Here is a 17,262-nt window from a genome sequence, read left to right as displayed (position 1 = left end):
TGCAATTCCGATCATTGCGGCGCATAGCGCTCTAATGCCGGACCCCCTCGACAGCCTTGCCGCGCTACGCGCTTTCGTTGCCGCCGCAGACATGCGCAGCTTCAAGATCGCGGGCCAGATGCTCGGCGTTTCGTCCTCGGCGATTGGCAAGGCGATTGCCCGGCTGGAGGCGCAATTGTCCGTCACGCTGTTTCATCGCACGACGCGCACCATTTCGTTGACCGAGCCCGGCGGCCTCTTCCTCGTGCGTGCACGGCGGATGCTGGACGAACTTCGCGAGGGGGAGATAGAACTCGCCGAGGTGGCTGGCAGCCCTCGCGGCCGGCTACGCGTGGCTTTGCCCCTGGCCGGAAATCTGTTGACCAAAGGGCTCGCGGCCTTCGTCGCGGACAATCCCCTGGTCGATCTCGACCTCGACTATAGCGACCGCCTCGTCGACATCGTCGAGGAAGGCTTCGACGTTGCGATCCGCACCGGCGACACGGGTGATTCCCGGCTCCTGCACAAGACGCTGTGCCGGTTCGGCTGGAAACTTGTCGCCGCTCCGGCCTATCTCGAAAAGCATGGCCATCCGACGGCAGCCGAAGATTTGTCGAGCCATACCTGCCTGCGACAAAGGTTCTCGTCCGGTCGCCTGGTGGCGTGGCCGCTGCCATCCGCGCCCGGGGTGGACGTGCCGGTCGGACTGGTGAGCAGTCTGATCGATCCGCTGCTCGACCTGACCCTTGCGGGGGCGGGAATTGCGTCGTTTCCCGAATTTCTCGTGCGCGACGCGCTGCACGCCGGCACGCTTGTTCCCATCCTCGAAGGGCAGCAGAGCATGGAAGGGGTTATGACGATCCTGTGGCCCGCCAGTCGCTTCCGCGTGCCGAAGGTCCGAGCTTTCGTGGATTGCATCGCCAGGCACATCGACATGTGAGCGGGCGCATTTGCGGTTAGCCGCTGACAATGACTGTCATGTTACGCTCATGAGCGCGGGGCCCGCCGGTGACGGGCCCCTTGCGCCGCTGCGCCTCAGTTGGCCCGGGGCGCGGCTGCGGAGGCGTCTACCGGCAGGCCGCCGAGATCGGTGACCAGCTTTGTATAGGCATCCAGATAGGCGAGCACGATGATCTGGCCGATCTGGGTATTCTGGTAGCCACCGCCACCGACGCCGCCGAAAGTACCGCCGAAGAAGCCCGCACCGCCGCCGCCGAAGCTGACGTCGGACTTGCGCGCGTAGCCCTCGGTCAGGGCTTCTTCGACCGTGGTGCGCGAATTGACGATCGAGAGGGTGACGTTGGCCTCGCCCTTCTTGACGTTGAGGCCGCCGGCGATGGCGCCGATGCCGCGTCCGAACATGCCACCCACGCCGCCCAGCACGCCGCCAAGGCCGCCGCCGCCGGAATTGTTGTTGGTCGAGACTATGTCGGGCTGCAGGAAGTAGTCCGCCGCCTTGATCTGGCCCTTTCCGATGTTCGAGCCCTTCTGCAGTTCGCCCTGCGCTGCCAAGGCGCGTTCCATTGCGCTGTTTTCAAGGCTGCGGCCGCGATTGACCAAGGTGAAGCAGCCGGACTTCTGGACGAAGACGCGCAGGATTGCCTCAGGACTGCCCAGGCTCAGTTCGCGCCACCACTGGTTGTCGGGCTCGACGATGGCGACGCTGCCCAGCTTCTTGGTGCACATCGGAATGCTCTGGGTGCGGGTTTCCTGCTGCTTGCGGGCAGAAGACCTGTCGGCAGCGAGGCCAGGCGTTGCGGTCAGAGAAATGGCGAGCGCGGCAAGCGCGCAGACAGAGGTCTTCATGTCGATCGTTGCTCCCATTTTAGCCGCGCATTAGTGGCGCGGTACGCCCGATCCCCTGGGCGACACGTCAGATAAGCCGAGACTGTGGCATGAACAAATGACGATGTCTGTGACAAATTTTCATCATTGTTCAATTGTTGGCGGGAGCGACGGCCATATTGTCTATAAGGCGGGTCGTGCCGATCCGCGCCGCGACCAGCAGGCGCATCGGCGTGTCGGCGCGTGCATCCAGCAGTGCCAGGTCGCCCGCCTCGCGAAGCTCGGCGTAATCGACCGTGTGGAAGCCGCCGGCAAGGATATCGGCCTCCAGTTTTGCCAGCGTGGCCGGCACCTTAGCCCCGGCTTCGATCCCGGCGATGGCGGCGCGCATGGCGGCGGGAAGGGCGACCGCGGCGGAGCGCTGCTGCGGCGAGAGGTAGGCATTGCGCGATGACAGCGCGAGGCCGTCTGCTTCACGCACCGTCTCGACGCCCAGGATGCTGTCCGCCGCCGGGCGTGTAAGGTCGAGGTCGCGCGCCATGCGGCGGATCACAGCCAACTGCTGCCAGTCCTTCTGGCCGAACAGCGCGATATCGGGCAGGACTTGGTTGAACAGTTTCCCCACGACCGTGGCGACGCCGTCGAAGTGGCCGGGCCGCGCCGCGCCGCACAGCCCCTCGCTCACCCCGGCGACAGAAACGTTGGAGGCAAATCCGGCCGGGTACATCGCCTCAACCGTGGGCGCCCACAGCACGTCCACGCCCTCTGCCCTGAGCAGGCCGGCATCGCGCTCAAGCTGGCGCGGATAGGCGTCGAGGTCTTCGCCCGCGCCGAACTGCAAGGGGTTCACGAAGATCGAGACGACCACGCTTTGCGCATGTTTGCGCGCCTCTCGCACGAGTGTCAGATGCCCTTCATGGAGCGCGCCCATCGTGGGCACCAAGGCTACCGGACCGGCTGTGCGCAGTTGCTCGATTGCACGGCGCAGTGGATCAAGGGTGTGGATGATTTGCATTGAGGTTCACTGCTCCAGTATGGTGGGCTTCGACCGGCTGGCGCGCTGGCCTTAGCCGCTGCGCGCTTCTGGGGGCAATTGAATTGAGCTGACGGACCGGCGTAGCTGGTCCCGGGTGAATTGAAACGGTCGGCCCCGCCGGGGCCGCAAGAAGAAAGCGTAACGGTCTCGTGACAGCGCATCGTATCGTCTTCGCCAATGAGAAGGGCGGCACCGGCAAGTCCACGACTGCCGTTCATGTCGCCATTGCGCTCGCCTATCAAGGAGCCAAGGTCGCGGCGATCGACCTCGACCACCGGCAGCGGACCTTGTACCGCTACCTCGAAAACCGCGTGGAGACAGAGCGTCGCCGCGAAATATCGCTGCCCGGCGCCCGCTTCGCGGTCTACGACGGCGACGATCTGGGCGAACTCGACGATCTCGCCGAGCAGATCGCCGAAGGCTACGATTTCCTCGTTTTCGACACGCCCGGCCGCGATGACGTTTTCGCCCGCCATGTTGCCACCACGGCCGACACGCTGGTGACCCCGCTGAACGACAGCTTCGTCGACTTCGACCTTCTCGGTCAGGTCGAGAGCGAGACCTTCAAGGTCAAGCGCCTCTCGTTCTACGCCGAGGTCATGTGGGAAGCGCGCAAGAAGCGCGGCCTCAAGACCATCGCCGAAGGGCGGCGCGAGCTTGACTGGGTGGTGGTGCGCAACCGCGTCCAGCACGTCGAGGCACGCAACATGCGCCGCATCGACGGCGCACTTCAGGAACTGTCGAAGCGCGCGGGCTTCCGCATCGCCGGCGGCCTGTCCGAGCGCGTGATTTTCCGCGAACTGTTCCCCTCGGGGCTGACCCTGCTCGACAAGGGCTATCTGGGGGATCTGGGCACCAGCCACCTCGTCGCCCGGCAGGAGGTACGCGGACTTGTTGCCGGGCTTAACCTGCCCAAGCTGGTTCGCGCCGAGGATGAACCCGCGCTCACTGCTGCTGCCCGATGATAAAGCTGATCTGGCTCATCGCGCTGGGCTGTATCGTCTGGCGCATGATGAAAGGCCGCTGGCCCTGGCAGGGCAAGATCGCCGGCAAGGCGGCGCCTTCGTTCGAGGCCGCACAGGCGCGCGCGCTTCTGGGCGTCGATACCAATGCCGACCGCCGCGAGATCGTGGAGGCACACCGCCGCCGCATCACCGCCGTCCACCCCGACCGCGGAGGGAGCAACGAACAGGTCCACGAGGCCAACGCCGCGCGTGATGTCCTGCTTGCCCAGTTGCCGATCGACGGGTGAAGTGAGCCACCGCTTCGATCCGTCGGTGCTGCGCGAATACGACATTCGCGGCGTCGTCGGGCAGACGCTGGGGGCGGCGGACGCCTATGCCATCGGCCGCAGTTTCGCCACCGTGCTGCGCCGATCCGGCGGGCACCGGCTGGTAGTGGGCCGAGACGGCCGGCTTAGTTCTCCCATGCTGGAGCAAGCACTGGTCGAGGGGCTGATGGCAGGCGGCGTGGATACGGTGCGCATCGGCCTTGCCGCCACGCCGATGCTGTACTTTGCCGAAGTGTCAGCCGAAGATGTGCAGGGCGGCATTCAGGTAACTGGCAGCCACAATCCCGCCGATCACAACGGCTTCAAGATGGTACTTGGAGGCCGGCCGTTCTTCGGTGCGGACATCCAGCGTCTTGGCGTCATGGCGGCGGCGGGAGACTGGACCGGTGCGGGGCAGGACGAACACGCCGGGCGCAGCGAACTGCAGGAATTCCTCCCACTCTACGTCGACCGGCTGATCAAGGGGCTTTCCGGTCTGGATGCAGATTACCTCGCCGCCCTGCGCATCGGCTGGGACGCCGGCAACGGTGCTGCCGGACCCGCGCTGGAACTGCTGACTTCGCGGCTGCCGGGCGAACACCATCTGCTTTTCTCCGAAGTGGATGGGCGGTTTCCCAATCACCACCCCGATCCCACAATCGAAGCGAACCTCGCAGACCTGCGCGCGCTCGTCGCGGCGAAGAACCTCGATTTCGGAGTGGCTTTCGATGGCGACGCCGATCGCATCGGGGTCATCGATGCAAAGGGCCGCGTGATCGACGCCGACCAACTCCTCATGATCTACGCCCGCGATGTGCTGGCCCGCCATCCCGGAGCCACGGTGATCGCGGATGTGAAGGCATCGGGCGCCGTTTACGACACCGTGCGCGCACTGGGCGGGATCGCCGAAATGGCGCCTTCAGGGCATTCCCATATAAAGTCCAGAATGAAGGAAACGGGTGCTCTGCTCGGCGGCGAGACGAGCGGTCATTTCTTCCTTGGCGACGATTACCATGGTTTCGACGATGGCCTCTATGCCGCCGTGCGCCTGATCGCCGCCAGCGCGAGACTCGGCGCGCCGCTGACCCGGCTGCGCGATGCGATGCCGGCGATGTGCAACACCCCCGAGATACGCTTCGCCGTCCCGGAAGCACGCAAGTTCGCGGTGATCGAGGAGGTAAACTCCCGGCTCATCGAAGCCGGTGCCGAGGTCAACGTCCTCGACGGGGTAAGGGTGACCTTATCGGATGGCTGGTGGCTGCTGCGGGCCTCCAACACCCAGGCCGCGCTGACTGCCCGCGCGGAAAGCGGCACGGCGCAGGGACTGGCGCGGCTGGTGGCCGAGATCGACCGGCAGCTGGCGCTATCCGGGGTGTCGCGGGCAGACGTCTGAAGGGGAAGACCTGGGGCCATTGCCCCAGACCCCTTTATCCTCGAGGTCACGCGCGCAGCTTGGTATTGCGCCCAAGGTGAGCCGGGAGACATGATGGCCTGCGGCAGCGAAGTGGGCGCTAGGCCGCTGCACGCGCCGCGCCGACAGAACGGGGTCTGGGGCAATGGCCCCAGGTCTTCCTCTTAGCCTTCCCTAGCCACCTGAAACCCTGCAAACGACTGGTTCACCGGCATCACTTCAAGCGTGTTGATATTGACGTGCGCCGGCAGCGTGGCGACCCACAGCACGGTTTCGGCAATGTCACCGCCGGTCAGCGGGTTGACGCCCGAATACAGTGTGTCCGAAGCCTGCTGATCGCCGCCGTTGCGCACGACGGTGAATTCGGTCTCGACCATGCCCGGCTCGATCGAGGTGACGCGCACGCCCGTTCCCGACAGGTCCGAGCGCAGGCCCAGCGCAAACTGGCGCACGAAGGCCTTGGTGCCGCCGTAGACGTTGCCGCCGGTGTAGGGGTAGGTGGCCGCAACGGAGGAGAGCATCACGATCGCACCCTTGCGTTCGATCAGGCCCGGCAGCAGCTTGTGCGTGAGCGAGGCAAGCGCGACCACGTTGGTGTCGATCATGATCTTCCAGTTGGCGACGTCCGATTCCTGCGCCTTGGTCCCGCCCAGTGCGAGGCCGGCGTTGTTCACCAGGCAATCGATCGCGGCGAAGGCTTCGGGCAGGACGCCGAGCGCGGCATCGCGGGCGGCTTCGTCGCGCACGTCGTATGCGCAGGCGTGGAAGCGTTCCGCGCCGAATTCATCGGTCAGTGCCTGAAGACGCGCCGCGCGGCGTCCGGTGCCGACCACGCGCCAGCCGGCGCCGATGAAAGCGCGGGTGCAGGCTTCGCCGATCCCGGAGGTGGCGCCGGTGATGAATGCGGTCTTCATGGAATGCTCCTTCAATCGGCCGAGAGAACGGCCACGTCCATGCGAAAGCTGCGTGCCTCGCCCGCTCGCAGTGAGATCACGCCCGGTTTTTCGCGGAAGTCGCCGGCGAAGCCGAGCGGGTCGGCGATGCCGTGCCATGGCTCGATGCACAAGTAAGCCGCGCCGGGTTTCTGCCAGATGCCCAGCATCGGTGTGTCGGGAAAGGCGACGGCGAGTTGCGCCGCGCCGGCCGCACCGAAGGTCAGCGAGCGGCTGGCGAGATGGTCCCAGATCAGGGCATCCGCCTCGAACTGCGGGGCTTCGGGATGCAGGAGGCGGCCTTCGACAGGGGTCGCGACAGGCTCAGGCAGGACGAGGCCGGTTTCCGCCTCGATGCGGCGGATGGGCTGGGGCTCGTCCTGTTCGAAGGCGATCATGTGATCGGCCTTGGCCGCGCCGCCGGGCAGGGGCCAGGCGAAGGCGGGGTGGAAGCCGAAGCTGAAGGGCAGCGCCTCCTCGCCGGGATTGGTGACGGTGGCCTGCATGTGCAGAGCATTGCCGCCAAGGCGGAAGGTCATGTCGAGCACGAAGGCGAAGGGATAGACGCGGTGCGTCGCCTCGCTGTCAGTAAGGCGAAAATGCACGTGGGCCGCGCCGGCTTCGATGATCTCGAACATCGAACGGCGGGCGAAGCCGTGTTTGGGCAATTCGTATTCCTGCCCGTCGATACGATAGCGGTCGCCGTTCAGGGCGCCGACGATCGGGAACAGCAGCGGCGCGTGGCCGGTCCAGAATGCCGGATCGGCATCGGTCATGTGCTCGCGGCCGTGACGGTCGGTGAGCGACCACAGTTCGGCCCCGAGCGGATTGATCCGGGCGGTGAGATCGCCGGAAGAGATGGTCACGAATTCCATGTCAGCCACCGGCGATCTCCTGTCCGTTCAGCCTCGCAGCACCGCGCCCAGCTTGGCGGCGGCGGCGGTCACCTTGTCGCTGATCGCCTTGAGGTCTTCGTCCTTGTAGCTCTTTTCGAGCGGCTGGAGCGTGACTTCGAGGGCGAGCGACTTTTGGCCTTCAGGAACACCTTGTCCGCGGAAGTCGTCGAACAGGCGGGCCGCGACGATGTTCACCTTGTCCGCGCCCTGCACCGTGCGCACGAGGTCTGCGGCGGGCAGGCCGGCGGGGACCAGGAAAGCGTAATCGCGCGTCACCGCCTGAAGAGCCGGGGGCGCATAGGAGGTGCGGGCGAAAGCCGCCGCGCCCTTTCGGCCCGGAATGGCGTCGAGATAGATCTCGGCCAGGGCCACGGGGCCGTCGATGTCGAACTGCTTGGCTATCCTGGGGTGCAACATGCCGAAGCGTGCCAGCACGTTCTTGGGGCCGAGGCGCAGGGTGGCGGACTGGCCGGGGTGGAACTGCGGCCCGGCCTCTCCCATGACCTGAAGCTTTTCGACCGGCGCGCCGGCTTCGGCGAGCAGGGCGACGACTTCGGCCTTGGCGTCATAGGCGTCAAAAGCAGCGGCCTTGCCGGTGGCCCAGCCGCGCGGAGTCTTTTCACCCGCCAGCACGAGGCCGAGAGCGAGGCGTTCGTCGCTCGCGCCGCCGGGGCCGCGCAGATAGCGGCGGCCGATCTCGAACAGGCGCAGCGCAGAAGCACCGCGATCCAGGTTGCGCCGGGCCGCCATCAGCAGGCCGGGCAGCAGCGAAGGGCGCATGGCCTTCATGTCCTCGCTGATCGGGTTGGCAAGAACCCATAGCTCACCGTCCCGCTCATCCTGAGCCTGTCCAAGGAAGGCCTGCGCGGGAGCTTCGGGCAGGAACGACCAGGTGACGGCTTCCTGCAGCCCGCGCGCGGCAGCGGCGCGGCGCACGCGGCGCTCAAGGGTCTGCGCAGGCGTGGCCGTGGGCAGGGCTACACCTTCCGCGCGCGGCAGGGGCACGCTTTCGACCTTGTCGAGGCCGTGGATACGCACGACTTCCTCGACGATGTCGGGCGCGCCGTCGACGTCGGGGCGCCAGCCGGGGACGGTGACAGCCCAGCCGTCAGCCTCGACCACCGAGAAGCCGAGGCTTTCGAGGATGCGCTTCTGCTCGCCGGGATTGACGGTGACGCCGCCCAGCTTCTCGACCAGCGAGGGTTCGAAGTGGACGATCTTGGGCGTGCCCGGCGCAGCGCCCGCGCGCACGACTTCGGACACTTCGCCGCCGCACAGCTTCACGATCAGCCCGGTCAGCAGCGCCATCCCGGTGTCGAGGAACTGCGGGTCGATCCCGCGCTCGAATCGGCCGCGCGCGTCGGAGGTGAGGTTGAGCTTGCGGCCCGTCTTCGCGATACGGGTCGGATCGAAGTAGGCGATTTCCAGCAGGATGTCGGTGGTGTCATCGCCGCAGCCGGAATGCTGGCCGCCCATGATGCCCGCGATATCGTGGGCGCCCGCATCGTCGGCGATCACCGTCATCTCGGCGTCGAGGGTGTAGGTCTTCTCGTTCAGCGCGACGACCGTCTCGCCCTCGCTCGCGCGCCGCGCGACGACGGCGCCGCTCAGCTTCGCAAGGTCATAGGCGTGGGCCGGACGCCCGAAGGCGAGCATGACGAAGTTGGTCGCATCGACCAGCGCCGAAATCGGGCGTTGACCGGCGGACTTCAGCGCATCCTGCAGCCACTGCGGCGAGGGGCCGTTCTTCACGCCCTTAATGACGCGGCCGTAGAATGCCGGGCAACCCTCGGCATCCTCGGTGCGGACGGCGACCGGGCAGGGGAAGGTGCCGGGAAGGTCTTCGACCGGGAGGGGGTTAAGCGTGCCGATACCGGCCGCCGCAAGATCGCGGGCGATGCCGTAAAGGCCCATGCAGTCCGGCCGGTTGGGGGTGATCGCCACGTCGATGACCGGATCGGCGCCGTGATACTGCGCGAAGGGCGTGCCGATGGGGGCGTCCTCGGGCAGTTCGATGATGCCGTCGTGGTCCTCGCCCAGTTCCAACTCGCGGGTGGAGCACATCATACCGTTCGATTCGACACCGCGAATCGCCGACTTCTTGAGCACCATGCCGTTGGCGGGGACAGTCGCGCCGGGCAGGCCCAGCACGCCGATCATGCCGGCGCGGGCATTGGGGGCGCCGCACACGACCTGCAGCGGCGAGCCGTCACCCGTGTCGACGGAGAGGACCTGCAGCTTGTCTGCATCGGGGTGACGCGCAGCCGTCAGCACCTTGGCGACGCGGAAGCCTTCCAGCTTCTCGGCCGGGTCCTCGATGCCTTCGACTTCGAGGCCGATAGCGTTGAGAGTGGCGGCGATCTGCTCGATCGTCGCATCGGTTTCCAGGTACTGCTTGAGCCAGGAGAGCGAGAACTTCATCTAAATATCCTTTCCGCTCAGACCGGCGTGCCAACGCCGCCCGAAAGGGTCGGCACGTCGAGGGCGGAGAATCCGTAGTGGGAGAGCCAGCGCACATCGCCGTCGAAGAAGGCGCGCAGATCGTCCATGCCGTACTTCAGCATGGCAAGCCGGTCGACGCCGATGCCAAAGGCAAAGCCCTGCCATTCGTCGGGATCGAAGCCTCCGGCCGTAACGACGTGGCGGTTGACCATCCCGCTGCCCAGCACTTCCATCCAGGCATGGCCCGGCGCATCGCCCGAACCGCCGACTACGCGGCGTCCTCCGGTGCTGGAATAGCCGACATCGACCTCGATCGAAGGCTCGGTGAAGGGGAAGTAGCTGGGGCGCAGGCGCAGGACGATATCGTCGCGCTCGAAGAAGGCCTTAAGGAAGGCTTCCAGCGTCCACTTGAGATGGCCGAGGTGGATGCCCTTGTCGATGACCAGGCCCTCGATCTGATGGAACATCGGGGTGTGAGTGGCGTCGCTGTCCGAACGGTAGACACGGCCCGGCGCGACGATGCGCAGCGGGGCGCCGCCCGGATTGGCCTTCGCCGTCTCGATCATCGAGCGGATCTGCACCGGCGAGGTATGCGTGCGCAGCAGCATCTCGCGGCCGGCGTCATTCCTGTCCGGGAAGTAGAAGGTGTCATGCATCGCGCGGGCCGGGTGGCTTTCCGGCATGTTGAGCGCGGTGAAGTTGTGCCAGTCGTCCTCGATCTCAGGCCCGGTGGCGACGGCGAAGCCGAGGTCGGCGAAGACTTCCGCCAGTTCGTCCATCACCTGAGAGATCGGGTGGACGGAGCCGCGCGGGCTGGCCGGAGCAGGGAGCGAGAGGTCGATCGTCTCGGCAGCGAGGCGTGCATCGAGCGCGGCGGTTTCCAGCGCGTCCTTGCGGGCGGCGAGGGCCGTGGTCGCGCCTTCGCGGAGGGTCTGGATTTTCGGGCCTTCGATCTGGCGCTGTTCGGGGGACATGCCGCCGAGCGTCTTGAGCAGGCCCGAAATTGAGCCTTGCTTGCCCAGATACTGGATACGCAGGGCTTCGAGCGCCTCCAGCGTTCCGGCTCCGTCGATCTCTGCGATCACCTGGTCGATATCAAGCACGATACTTACCCCAAAAACTCGTCATTCCCGCGAAGGCGGGAAACCATCTGATGCCTGTCCCTTGACGATCCGTGGCGCCAGAAGCGGCTCGAAGCCGAAATCCACCGCCAGGTCGCGCCAATCGGGATTGGCCCGTTCGATCAGGGCAATCTTCCACGCCCTGTTCCACTTCTTGATCCGCTTCTCGCGCGTGATGGCATGGGCCATCGCCGTATGCTGCTCGAACCAGACCAGACGGTGGATGCCGTAGTCGCTAGTGAAGCCTGCGATCAACCCCTCTCGGTGCTGGTAAAGGCGCTGGATGAGATTCGAGGTGACGCCGGCATAGAGCGTGCCGTTGCGATGGGAGGCGAGGAGGTAGGCGCATGGATCGAAAGTATCGCGCATTTGATAGTCCATCAGCGGGGTTCCCGCCTTCGCGGGAATGACAAAGATGATGAAGTGCACTGAACGTCCAGCGCCTCTCAGTTAACATCCTTTCGTCATTCCCGCGAAGGCGGGAACCCAGCTGATGTCCCGACCACAAACGCGAAAAGGGCGCGGACGGCATATGCCATCCGCGCCCTTTTCATCACGCTGCAAGCGCGAGCGGCGTTGTTACGCTGCTGCGGGCAGGGCTGCCTTCGCCTGAGCGATGACGGTGCTGAACACGCCGCCTTCGTTCATGGCAAGGTCGGCCATGGTCTTGCGGTCCAGTTCGATCCCGGCCAGCTTGGTGCCGTGGATGAACTGCGAGTAGGTCAGGCCTTCAGCGCGGACAGCCGCGTTGATGCGCTGGATCCAGAGAGCGCGGAAGGTGCGCTTCTTGATCTTGCGGTCGCGATACGCGTACTGGCCGGCCTTTTCGACAGCCTGGCGAGCGACGCGGATCGTATTCTTGCGGCGGCCGCGGTAGCCCTTGGCCTGCTCGAGAATACGCTTGTGCTTGGCGCGGGTGGTTACACCCCTTTTGATACGGCTCATTGGTTAGTACTCCTCAGTTGAGCCCGTAGGGCGCCCACTTCTTGATCGTCTTCGCGTCGGCGTCAGAAATGACGTCGGTGCGGCGATTCTGGCGGATGTACTTACCGTTGTGGTTCATCAAGCGGTGACGCTTGCCGGCCACGCCGTGCTTGATCTTGCCGGTCGCGGTGAGGCGAAAGCGCTTCTTCACGCCGCTCTTGGTCTTCAGTTTGGGCATTTGCGTCTCCTTTGTCAGGGACACGTCCCGTCGGCCATGGCAGCCCTTTTCGCCAGGCCGACCCGCGAATCTCTTTGAAAAGACTCATCCGTGTCGATTGAAGCGCCGGCCCTTAGTGGGGACGAAGGCGAAAGGCAAGCGCCGTACTCACCGGGCGCCTTACAAGGCGGAGAAAGCCTTGCGGCGACCCGTGCGCAGCCAGTCGAGGAAGTCGCCGCCGGGGATCAGCGGGGCGCCGGGCGGCAAGGGGGCGCGCCAGAGATAGACCTGCGCACAGACCTCGCCCCTGGATGCTATTTGAACGGCAGCGGCCTCGCGGCGGTATTCAGCGCCTTCATAGCGGTCCAGCAGCGCCAGATCGCCAGCCTCAAGCCGCAGCGTGCATGAGGTGCCGCGTACAATCTCATCTCCGGACGCAGGGAGCAGTGCCGGAAACCAGCCGCTGCCGCCGTCAATACCGTAGAGGCGTCCGGGTATCGTCGCTTGCTCGCTGCGGACCAGACGCGCTGCCAGCCAGTCGCCCATCTGCGTCCCGGCGCGGGGGTGCAGGGTGCCGTAGACGAACAGCGGCAGGGCGCGCGTCATGTTCTCAGTGGTGATGGCAGGCCATCGCCTCGACCACGTCCTCCAGCCGTGCTGGATCGCCGATGGCGAGGACATGACCGTCCGATTCGATGTTGAGCGGTTCGCCGTTCCAGTCGCACATGGTCCCGCCGGCGCCTTCGACGATCGGCACCAGCGCCGCCCAGTCGTGCAGCTTGAGGCCCGCCTCGCAGATGAGGTCGATGTGGCCGCTGGCGAGGAGGCCATAGTTGTAACAGTCGCCGCCCATCATCATGCGCTTGTGATCGGTCTTGGCCGCCAGCGTCATGAAGTGCTGGCCCTCATGCTCGTCGAAGTATTGCGGGCCAGTGGTGGCCAGCATCATCTCGGAAAGCTCGCGGCAGGGGCGGGTGCGGACTTCGGCGCCGTTGAAAGTGGTGGCGTAGCCGCTGGCGCCGACCCAGCGTTCCCCTAGGATCGGCTGGTCGATAATGCCCAGCACCGGCCAGCCATCGACCAGCAGCGCGATCAGGGTGCCGAAGATCGGGCGTCCGCCGATGAACGAGACTGTGCCGTCGATCGGATCGAGCACCCAGGTCCGGTTCGATGCGCCTTCCTCGGTGCCGAATTCCTCGCCGATGATAGTGTCGCGCGGGACTTCTGCCTTGAGGATGCGCCGCATGGCTTCCTCGGCGGCGCGGTCGGCGACCGTCACCGGCGAGGCGTCCGGTTTGCGCTCGGCATCGAGGCCGCTGCGGAAGTGGGGGCGAATCGCCTCTCCCGCTGCGTCGGCAAGGCGGAGGGCAAGGGCGATGTCCTGTTCGATCTTCATGGCGCTGCTGTGCCTTCCCGGCGCCCGTGCGGTCAAGGTTACAGGTTTGAAACCGGCGAACCTGTAAAATAATAACAGGAATCTAAGGGGACTTGCGGTTTTTCCTGCATTGCCGCGCCCTTTCGGCGCAAGTATCGCTGTGACTGGGCATTCGCAGCAAGAGTGGGCATGCAGCGCAAGAACAGCCCTGCGGTGGATTTTACGATCGCGCCGCAACAGGGCATCACAAGGGACGGGCAACCCCTGTCGTATAACCGGGCACCGGCGCCGGACCTGGCACCATGGATCGCGCGTTTGTATGTCACGATAGTCCAGGCGCCGGTCGACTACACGCTGTCGTGCGGGTTGTTTAATGACACTGCCTGCGTCCGTGTCCAACTGGCCGGTGAATGGACCGCCGAAACCGCGACCGGGACCGAGCAATATGGGCGGGCGGCGATCTTCTTCGGCCCGCAGTCGCGCCGGATGCCGGTTTCCGTCACCGGCAGCTTCATCAGCATCGGCATGGCGATCCGCCCCGGAACCTGCACTGCACTCCAGGGGCCCCGCGTGGGGGATTTCATCGACCGGCTGGTGCCCTCGGGTGTCGTGGGTACGCCTTCGGACCGGATGCTGGACCTATTCGCGCCGGACGCTTCTCCCGAGGAATGGCTGGAATCGCTCGAGGGCCTGCTGCGCAAGCGGGTGGAGCATCTGGGTGGCAGCCTGCCGGACCTCATCTCGTCGCGATTCGAGGAGATCAGTTTCCGCGATCCAGGCATGTCGGTAAGCGATGCGGCGGCCGAATGCGGGGTGGAGCGGCGCAAGCTGGAGCGTGTGGTCAGCCGCGATTTCGGCATGGCGCCCAAGCAGGTGCTACGCCGCGCCCGTGCGCTCGACATGGCAAGCCACCTGCGCGGCGTCGCGGATGCGCGTGAGGGGGAAGAGATCGCCCTGCGTTACTACGACGAAAGCCACCTGATCCATGAATTCACGGAGCTGTTCGGCATGTCGCCGCGGCAGTTCGTCAAGACGCCGCAGCCGATTCTGACACTGGCGCTGGAATCGCGCCAGGCCCGCCGGCTGGAGGCGCTGCGCAGGATAGAACCGGGCCAGAGCCGGCCTTGGGAATGAGGGCGGCCTTGGTCCTGCAAACGAAGAAACCCAGAGCAGCGTGAACTGCCCTGGGCTCTGAAGGTGGTTTTTTGCGGGAAGAAAGTCTTCCCGTCCTGCCTCAGTCGAAAAGGCTGGAAACCGAGCTTTCATCGGCGATGCGGCGGATGGCTTCGCCGATCAGCGGCGCGATGGTCAGGATGCGGACCTTATCCGAATCCTTGGCGGCATCGGTTGCCTGGATCGAATCGGTGATGACCAGTTCCTTGAGCGCCGAATTGGTCACCCGCGATACCGCTGCGCCCGACAGGACGCCGTGAGTAATGTAGGCGGTGACGCTGGCGGCGCCCTCGTTCATCAGGGCCTGCGCGGCGTTGCACAGGGTGCCGCCCGAATCGATGATGTCATCGATCAGAATGCAGGCGCGGCCCTTGACGTCGCCGATGATGTTCATGACTTCCGACTGGCCGGGACGGTCGCGGCGCTTGTCGACGATCGACAGCGGCGCGTTGTCAAGGCGCTTGGCCAGCGCGCGGGCGCGGACCACGCCGCCGACGTCAGGCGAAACCACCATCAGCGACTGGTCGCCGTAACGGGCCTGGATGTCGGCCGCCATGACGGGGGCTGCGAACAGGTTGTCGGTCGGAATGTCGAAGAAGCCCTGGATCTGGCCTGCGTGCAGGTCGACCGAGAGCACGCGGTCGGCGCCGGCTTCGGTCATCAGGTTGGCGACCAGCTTGGCCGAGATCGGCGTGCGGGGGCCGGGCTTGCGGTCCTGGCGGGCGTAGCCGAAGTAGGGGACCACGGCAGTGATGCGGCGGGCCGAGGCGCGGCGCAGCGCGTCGATCCCGATCAGCAGTTCCATCAGGTTATCGTTGACGGGGTAGCTGGTGGGCTGGACCACGAAGACGTCCTCGCCGCGCACGTTCTCGTGGATTTCGACGAAGATTTCCTCGTCGGCGAAGCGGCGCACGCTGGCATCGGTGAGCGGCAGCTCGAGATAGGCCGCGATGGCGCGGGCGAGCGGCAGGTTGCTGTTGCCGGACATGATCTTCATGGCGAATCCCCGTGACGGTTCCTGGACGGACGGTCGATGGCGCCCGCCCTGTAGTGATGCGTCATGCGATTGCAATAGTGGGAGGCGGTTTTTCACCGCTACGCGGCGGGGCTCGTAAATGCGAAAGGCCGGATCCGGGACATCCCGAATCCGGCCTTTCGCGTTATCTACCAGTGACTTGGCACCGGTCAGGTACGGTGTTCGCCCCTGATCCAGCGTACCGTGCCCGAACTGGCGCGCATCACCACGCTTTCCGTGGTCATCTTGCCGCCCTTGCGGTGCTTGACGCCTTGTAGCAGCGATCCGCTGGTCACCCCGGTGGCCGCGAAGATGCAGTCGCCCTTGGCGAGGTCTTCCAGCTTGTAGATCTTGTTCAGGTCTTCGATGCCCCATTTACGGGCGCGCAGACGCTCATCCTCGTTGCGGAACAGCAGGCGGCCGTTGAACTGGCCGCCCACGCAGCGAAGCGCGGCTGCGGCCAGCACGCCCTCGGGGGCGCCGCCCGAACCCATGTACATGTCGATCGTGGTGTCCTCGTCGGTCACTGCGATCACGCCTGCGACGTCGCCGTCACCGATCAGCACGACGCCGCAGCCGATGCTGCGCAGTTCGGCGATCAGCGGCTCGTGGCGCGGCCGGTCGAGGACGCAGACGATGATGTCGGCCGGCTTCACCCCTTTGGCCGCCGCCACCGCCGTCACGTTCTCGGTGGGGGTCTTGCGCAGGTCGATGATGCCGTCCGGGTAGCCCGGACCCACTGCCAGCTTGTCCATGTAGACGTCGGGCGCGTTGAGCAGGCCGCCTTCTTCCGCCGCTGCCAGCACCGCCATCGAATTAGGGCCGGCCTTGGCGGTGATGGTGGTGCCTTCCAGCGGATCGAGGGCGATGTCGATCTTCGGGCCCGTACCCGGCGCGCCGCCGACCTTCTCGCCGATGAAAAGCATCGGCGCTTCGTCGCGTTCCCCCTCGCCAATCACGACGGTACCGTCCATATAAAGTTCGTCGAAGGCCTTGCGCATCGCTTCGACGGCGGCATGATCGGCCGCCTTCTCGTCTCCGCGGCCGATGAGGTAGGACGCGGCAATGGCCGCGGCTTCTGTGACGCGCACCATTTCCAGGACGAGAACCCGGTCGAGTACCTTGCTTGCGGGGGTCGTGTTTTCGGGCATGTTCACTCCGGAGTAATCCTGGGAGGAAAAAGGTTCGGATCGCTTAGCCAGAGGAATTTGAGTTGTCGAGAAGCTGGATTTACCTTTTTGCAATCGCAGCCCTGGCCCCCGTTCCGGCGATTGCGCAGACGGCTTCCGCAGGCCCATCCGATGCGGACCGGGCCCTTGCCGAAAAGATGCTGGGCGCCGGCGGCCGGGTCACCCCGGACAAGACGCATAACGAATGCGCCAACCCCACACGCCAGAATGAGATCGTGGTCTGTGCGCCGGATCAGGACCAGTTCCGGATGCCCTCCACCGCCGATTCCGATCCCACCTCGGATCAGGCGCTCAAGGATGGCAGGCTGCACACCCCGGACGTAGCCGGGGGCGGCATCTTCAAGGGCAAGGCTACGGCCACATTCGGCTCTGTCGAGCAGCCCTACATCATCGATCTGTCGACGATCCCGATGGCCCCGGCCGGTTCGGATGCGGACAAGATCGCCAAGGGCGAAATCCGGGCCCCCCGATAGCCGGCCTTTGCTGTCCTCCCCGG

General features: G+C 65.6%; 19 protein-coding genes. 6 read left to right on the top strand and 13 right to left on the bottom strand.

All coding sequences use genetic code 11. From position 1 onward, the window contains the following. Positions 1–34: 34 nt before the first annotated feature. Complete coding sequence (locus tag TQ38_RS16250) at positions 35–919, top strand: LysR family transcriptional regulator (protein ID WP_043977238.1); 885 nt, start codon at positions 35–37, stop codon at positions 917–919. Between the two features lie 95 nt (positions 920–1,014). On the opposite strand, the gene TQ38_RS16245 is transcribed toward TQ38_RS16250, so the two are convergent. Further along, positions 1,015–1,785: a CsgG/HfaB family protein gene (locus tag TQ38_RS16245; protein ID WP_043977236.1), complete on the bottom strand. Its 771-nt coding sequence runs from the start codon at positions 1,783–1,785 to the stop codon at positions 1,015–1,017. Between the two features lie 130 nt (positions 1,786–1,915). Next, a complete protein-coding gene (panC, locus tag TQ38_RS16240) occupies positions 1,916–2,779 on the bottom strand; it encodes a pantoate--beta-alanine ligase (RefSeq protein ID WP_043977234.1) in 864 nt (287 codons plus the stop codon). 170 nt (positions 2,780–2,949) lie between these two features. On the opposite strand from panC, the gene TQ38_RS16235 reads away from it, so the two are divergent. From TQ38_RS16235 to pgmG, 3 genes are read left to right on the top strand one after another with little or no spacing between them, the layout of a single operon-like run. Next, a complete protein-coding gene (locus TQ38_RS16235) occupies positions 2,950–3,765 on the top strand; it encodes a division plane positioning ATPase MipZ (protein ID WP_043977232.1) in 816 nt (271 codons plus the stop codon). Next, positions 3,762–4,052 (top strand): J domain-containing protein, encoded by a 291-nt coding sequence (locus TQ38_RS16230; protein WP_043977230.1) that lies wholly within the window; start codon positions 3,762–3,764, stop codon positions 4,050–4,052. Before TQ38_RS16235 ends, TQ38_RS16230 begins: the two co-directional genes overlap by 4 nt. 1 nt (position 4,053) lies before the next feature. Beyond that, positions 4,054–5,463, top strand: a complete 1,410-nt coding sequence (gene pgmG / locus TQ38_RS16225) for a phosphoglucomutase/phosphomannomutase PgmG (RefSeq protein WP_043977228.1) — start codon at positions 4,054–4,056, stop codon at positions 5,461–5,463. A gap of 182 nt (positions 5,464–5,645) precedes the next feature. Here pgmG and TQ38_RS16220 read toward each other — a convergent pair whose 3' ends face one another. The 9 genes from TQ38_RS16220 to TQ38_RS16180 all read right to left on the bottom strand — a co-directional run bounded on the left by TQ38_RS16220 (position 5,646) and on the right by TQ38_RS16180 (position 13,409). Then, a complete protein-coding gene (locus TQ38_RS16220; RefSeq protein ID WP_043977227.1) occupies positions 5,646–6,395 on the bottom strand; it encodes an SDR family NAD(P)-dependent oxidoreductase in 750 nt (249 codons plus the stop codon). Between the two features lie 11 nt (positions 6,396–6,406). Further along, positions 6,407–7,288 (bottom strand): aldose 1-epimerase family protein, encoded by an 882-nt coding sequence (locus TQ38_RS16215; RefSeq protein ID WP_370059806.1) that lies wholly within the window; start codon positions 7,286–7,288, stop codon positions 6,407–6,409. Positions 7,289–7,315: 27 nt separating this feature from the next. After that, positions 7,316–9,730 carry a phenylalanine--tRNA ligase subunit beta gene (gene pheT, locus TQ38_RS16210; protein WP_043977224.1) on the bottom strand — a complete coding sequence of 805 codons (2,415 nt, stop codon included), beginning with the start codon at positions 9,728–9,730 and terminating at the stop codon, positions 7,316–7,318. A 17-nt stretch (positions 9,731–9,747) separates the two neighbouring features. Beyond that, positions 9,748–10,854: a phenylalanine--tRNA ligase subunit alpha gene (pheS, locus tag TQ38_RS16205; protein WP_043977223.1), complete on the bottom strand. Its 1,107-nt coding sequence runs from the start codon at positions 10,852–10,854 to the stop codon at positions 9,748–9,750. Between the two features lie 21 nt (positions 10,855–10,875). Further along, complete coding sequence (locus TQ38_RS16200; RefSeq protein WP_043977278.1) at positions 10,876–11,241, bottom strand: GIY-YIG nuclease family protein; 366 nt, start codon at positions 11,239–11,241, stop codon at positions 10,876–10,878. A 210-nt stretch (positions 11,242–11,451) separates the two neighbouring features. Next, the gene (rplT, locus tag TQ38_RS16195) at positions 11,452–11,817 is read right to left on the bottom strand and encodes a 50S ribosomal protein L20 (protein ID WP_007687519.1); all 366 of its coding nucleotides are present in this window, start codon (positions 11,815–11,817) and stop codon (positions 11,452–11,454) included. A gap of 13 nt (positions 11,818–11,830) precedes the next feature. Next, complete coding sequence (gene rpmI, locus TQ38_RS16190) at positions 11,831–12,034, bottom strand: 50S ribosomal protein L35 (protein WP_043977221.1); 204 nt, start codon at positions 12,032–12,034, stop codon at positions 11,831–11,833. Positions 12,035–12,193: 159 nt separating this feature from the next. Continuing rightward, positions 12,194–12,619 carry a gamma-glutamylcyclotransferase gene (locus tag TQ38_RS16185; protein WP_043977219.1) on the bottom strand — a complete coding sequence of 142 codons (426 nt, stop codon included), beginning with the start codon at positions 12,617–12,619 and terminating at the stop codon, positions 12,194–12,196. A gap of 4 nt (positions 12,620–12,623) precedes the next feature. Further along, positions 12,624–13,409: an inositol monophosphatase family protein gene (locus TQ38_RS16180; RefSeq protein ID WP_043977218.1), complete on the bottom strand. Its 786-nt coding sequence runs from the start codon at positions 13,407–13,409 to the stop codon at positions 12,624–12,626. A gap of 168 nt (positions 13,410–13,577) precedes the next feature. On the opposite strand from TQ38_RS16180, the gene TQ38_RS16175 reads away from it, so the two are divergent. After that, positions 13,578–14,522, top strand: a complete 945-nt coding sequence (locus TQ38_RS16175; RefSeq protein ID WP_043977217.1) for a helix-turn-helix domain-containing protein — start codon at positions 13,578–13,580, stop codon at positions 14,520–14,522. 100 nt (positions 14,523–14,622) lie between these two features. Here TQ38_RS16175 and TQ38_RS16170 read toward each other — a convergent pair whose 3' ends face one another. Together TQ38_RS16170 and glpX are read right to left on the bottom strand one after the other, a co-directional pair. Next, positions 14,623–15,558: a ribose-phosphate pyrophosphokinase gene (locus TQ38_RS16170; RefSeq protein ID WP_043977216.1), complete on the bottom strand. Its 936-nt coding sequence runs from the start codon at positions 15,556–15,558 to the stop codon at positions 14,623–14,625. A gap of 188 nt (positions 15,559–15,746) precedes the next feature. Further along, positions 15,747–16,727 (bottom strand): class II fructose-bisphosphatase, encoded by a 981-nt coding sequence (glpX, locus tag TQ38_RS16165; RefSeq protein ID WP_043977215.1) that lies wholly within the window; start codon positions 16,725–16,727, stop codon positions 15,747–15,749. A gap of 62 nt (positions 16,728–16,789) precedes the next feature. Here glpX and TQ38_RS16160 point away from each other — a divergent pair, with 62 nt between their 5' ends. After that, positions 16,790–17,239 carry a hypothetical protein gene (locus tag TQ38_RS16160; RefSeq protein ID WP_240197909.1) on the top strand — a complete coding sequence of 150 codons (450 nt, stop codon included), beginning with the start codon at positions 16,790–16,792 and terminating at the stop codon, positions 17,237–17,239. Positions 17,240–17,262: the final 23 nt, after the last annotated feature.

The sequence above is a fragment of the Novosphingobium sp. P6W genome, assembly GCF_000876675.2.
Taxonomy (GTDB): Bacteria; Pseudomonadota; Alphaproteobacteria; order Sphingomonadales; family Sphingomonadaceae; genus Novosphingobium.
The sequence above is the reverse complement of the archived record's forward strand: the minus strand, read 5'-3'. Positions and strand labels throughout refer to the sequence as shown.

Bases quoted from the DNA above. Each gene is read 5' to 3' on its own strand.
- TQ38_RS16220 (WP_043977227.1), bottom strand. From the start codon at position 6,395: ATGAAGACCGCATTCATCACCGGCGCCACCTCCGGGATCGGCGAAGCC.
- TQ38_RS16215 (WP_370059806.1), bottom strand. From the start codon at position 7,288: ATGGAATTCGTGACCATCTCTTCCGGCGATCTCACCGCCCGGATCAAT.
- panC (WP_043977234.1), bottom strand. From the start codon at position 2,779: ATGCAAATCATCCACACCCTTGATCCACTGCGCCGTGCAATCGAGCAA.
- TQ38_RS16250 (WP_043977238.1), top strand. From the start codon at position 35: ATGCCGGACCCCCTCGACAGCCTTGCCGCGCTACGCGCTTTCGTTGCC.
- TQ38_RS16185 (WP_043977219.1), bottom strand. From the start codon at position 12,619: ATGACGCGCGCCCTGCCGCTGTTCGTCTACGGCACCCTGCACCCCCGC.
- TQ38_RS16200 (WP_043977278.1), bottom strand. From the start codon at position 11,241: ATGCGCGATACTTTCGATCCATGCGCCTACCTCCTCGCCTCCCATCGC.
- rplT (WP_007687519.1), bottom strand. From the start codon at position 11,817: ATGAGCCGTATCAAAAGGGGTGTAACCACCCGCGCCAAGCACAAGCGT.
- TQ38_RS16245 (WP_043977236.1), bottom strand. From the start codon at position 1,785: ATGAAGACCTCTGTCTGCGCGCTTGCCGCGCTCGCCATTTCTCTGACC.
- rpmI (WP_043977221.1), bottom strand. From the start codon at position 12,034: ATGCCCAAACTGAAGACCAAGAGCGGCGTGAAGAAGCGCTTTCGCCTC.
- TQ38_RS16170 (WP_043977216.1), bottom strand. From the start codon at position 15,558: ATGAAGATCATGTCCGGCAACAGCAACCTGCCGCTCGCCCGCGCCATC.
- TQ38_RS16175 (WP_043977217.1), top strand. From the start codon at position 13,578: ATGCAGCGCAAGAACAGCCCTGCGGTGGATTTTACGATCGCGCCGCAA.
- TQ38_RS16230 (WP_043977230.1), top strand. From the start codon at position 3,762: ATGATAAAGCTGATCTGGCTCATCGCGCTGGGCTGTATCGTCTGGCGC.
- glpX (WP_043977215.1), bottom strand. From the start codon at position 16,727: ATGCCCGAAAACACGACCCCCGCAAGCAAGGTACTCGACCGGGTTCTC.
- pheT (WP_043977224.1), bottom strand. From the start codon at position 9,730: ATGAAGTTCTCGCTCTCCTGGCTCAAGCAGTACCTGGAAACCGATGCG.
- TQ38_RS16180 (WP_043977218.1), bottom strand. From the start codon at position 13,409: ATGAAGATCGAACAGGACATCGCCCTTGCCCTCCGCCTTGCCGACGCA.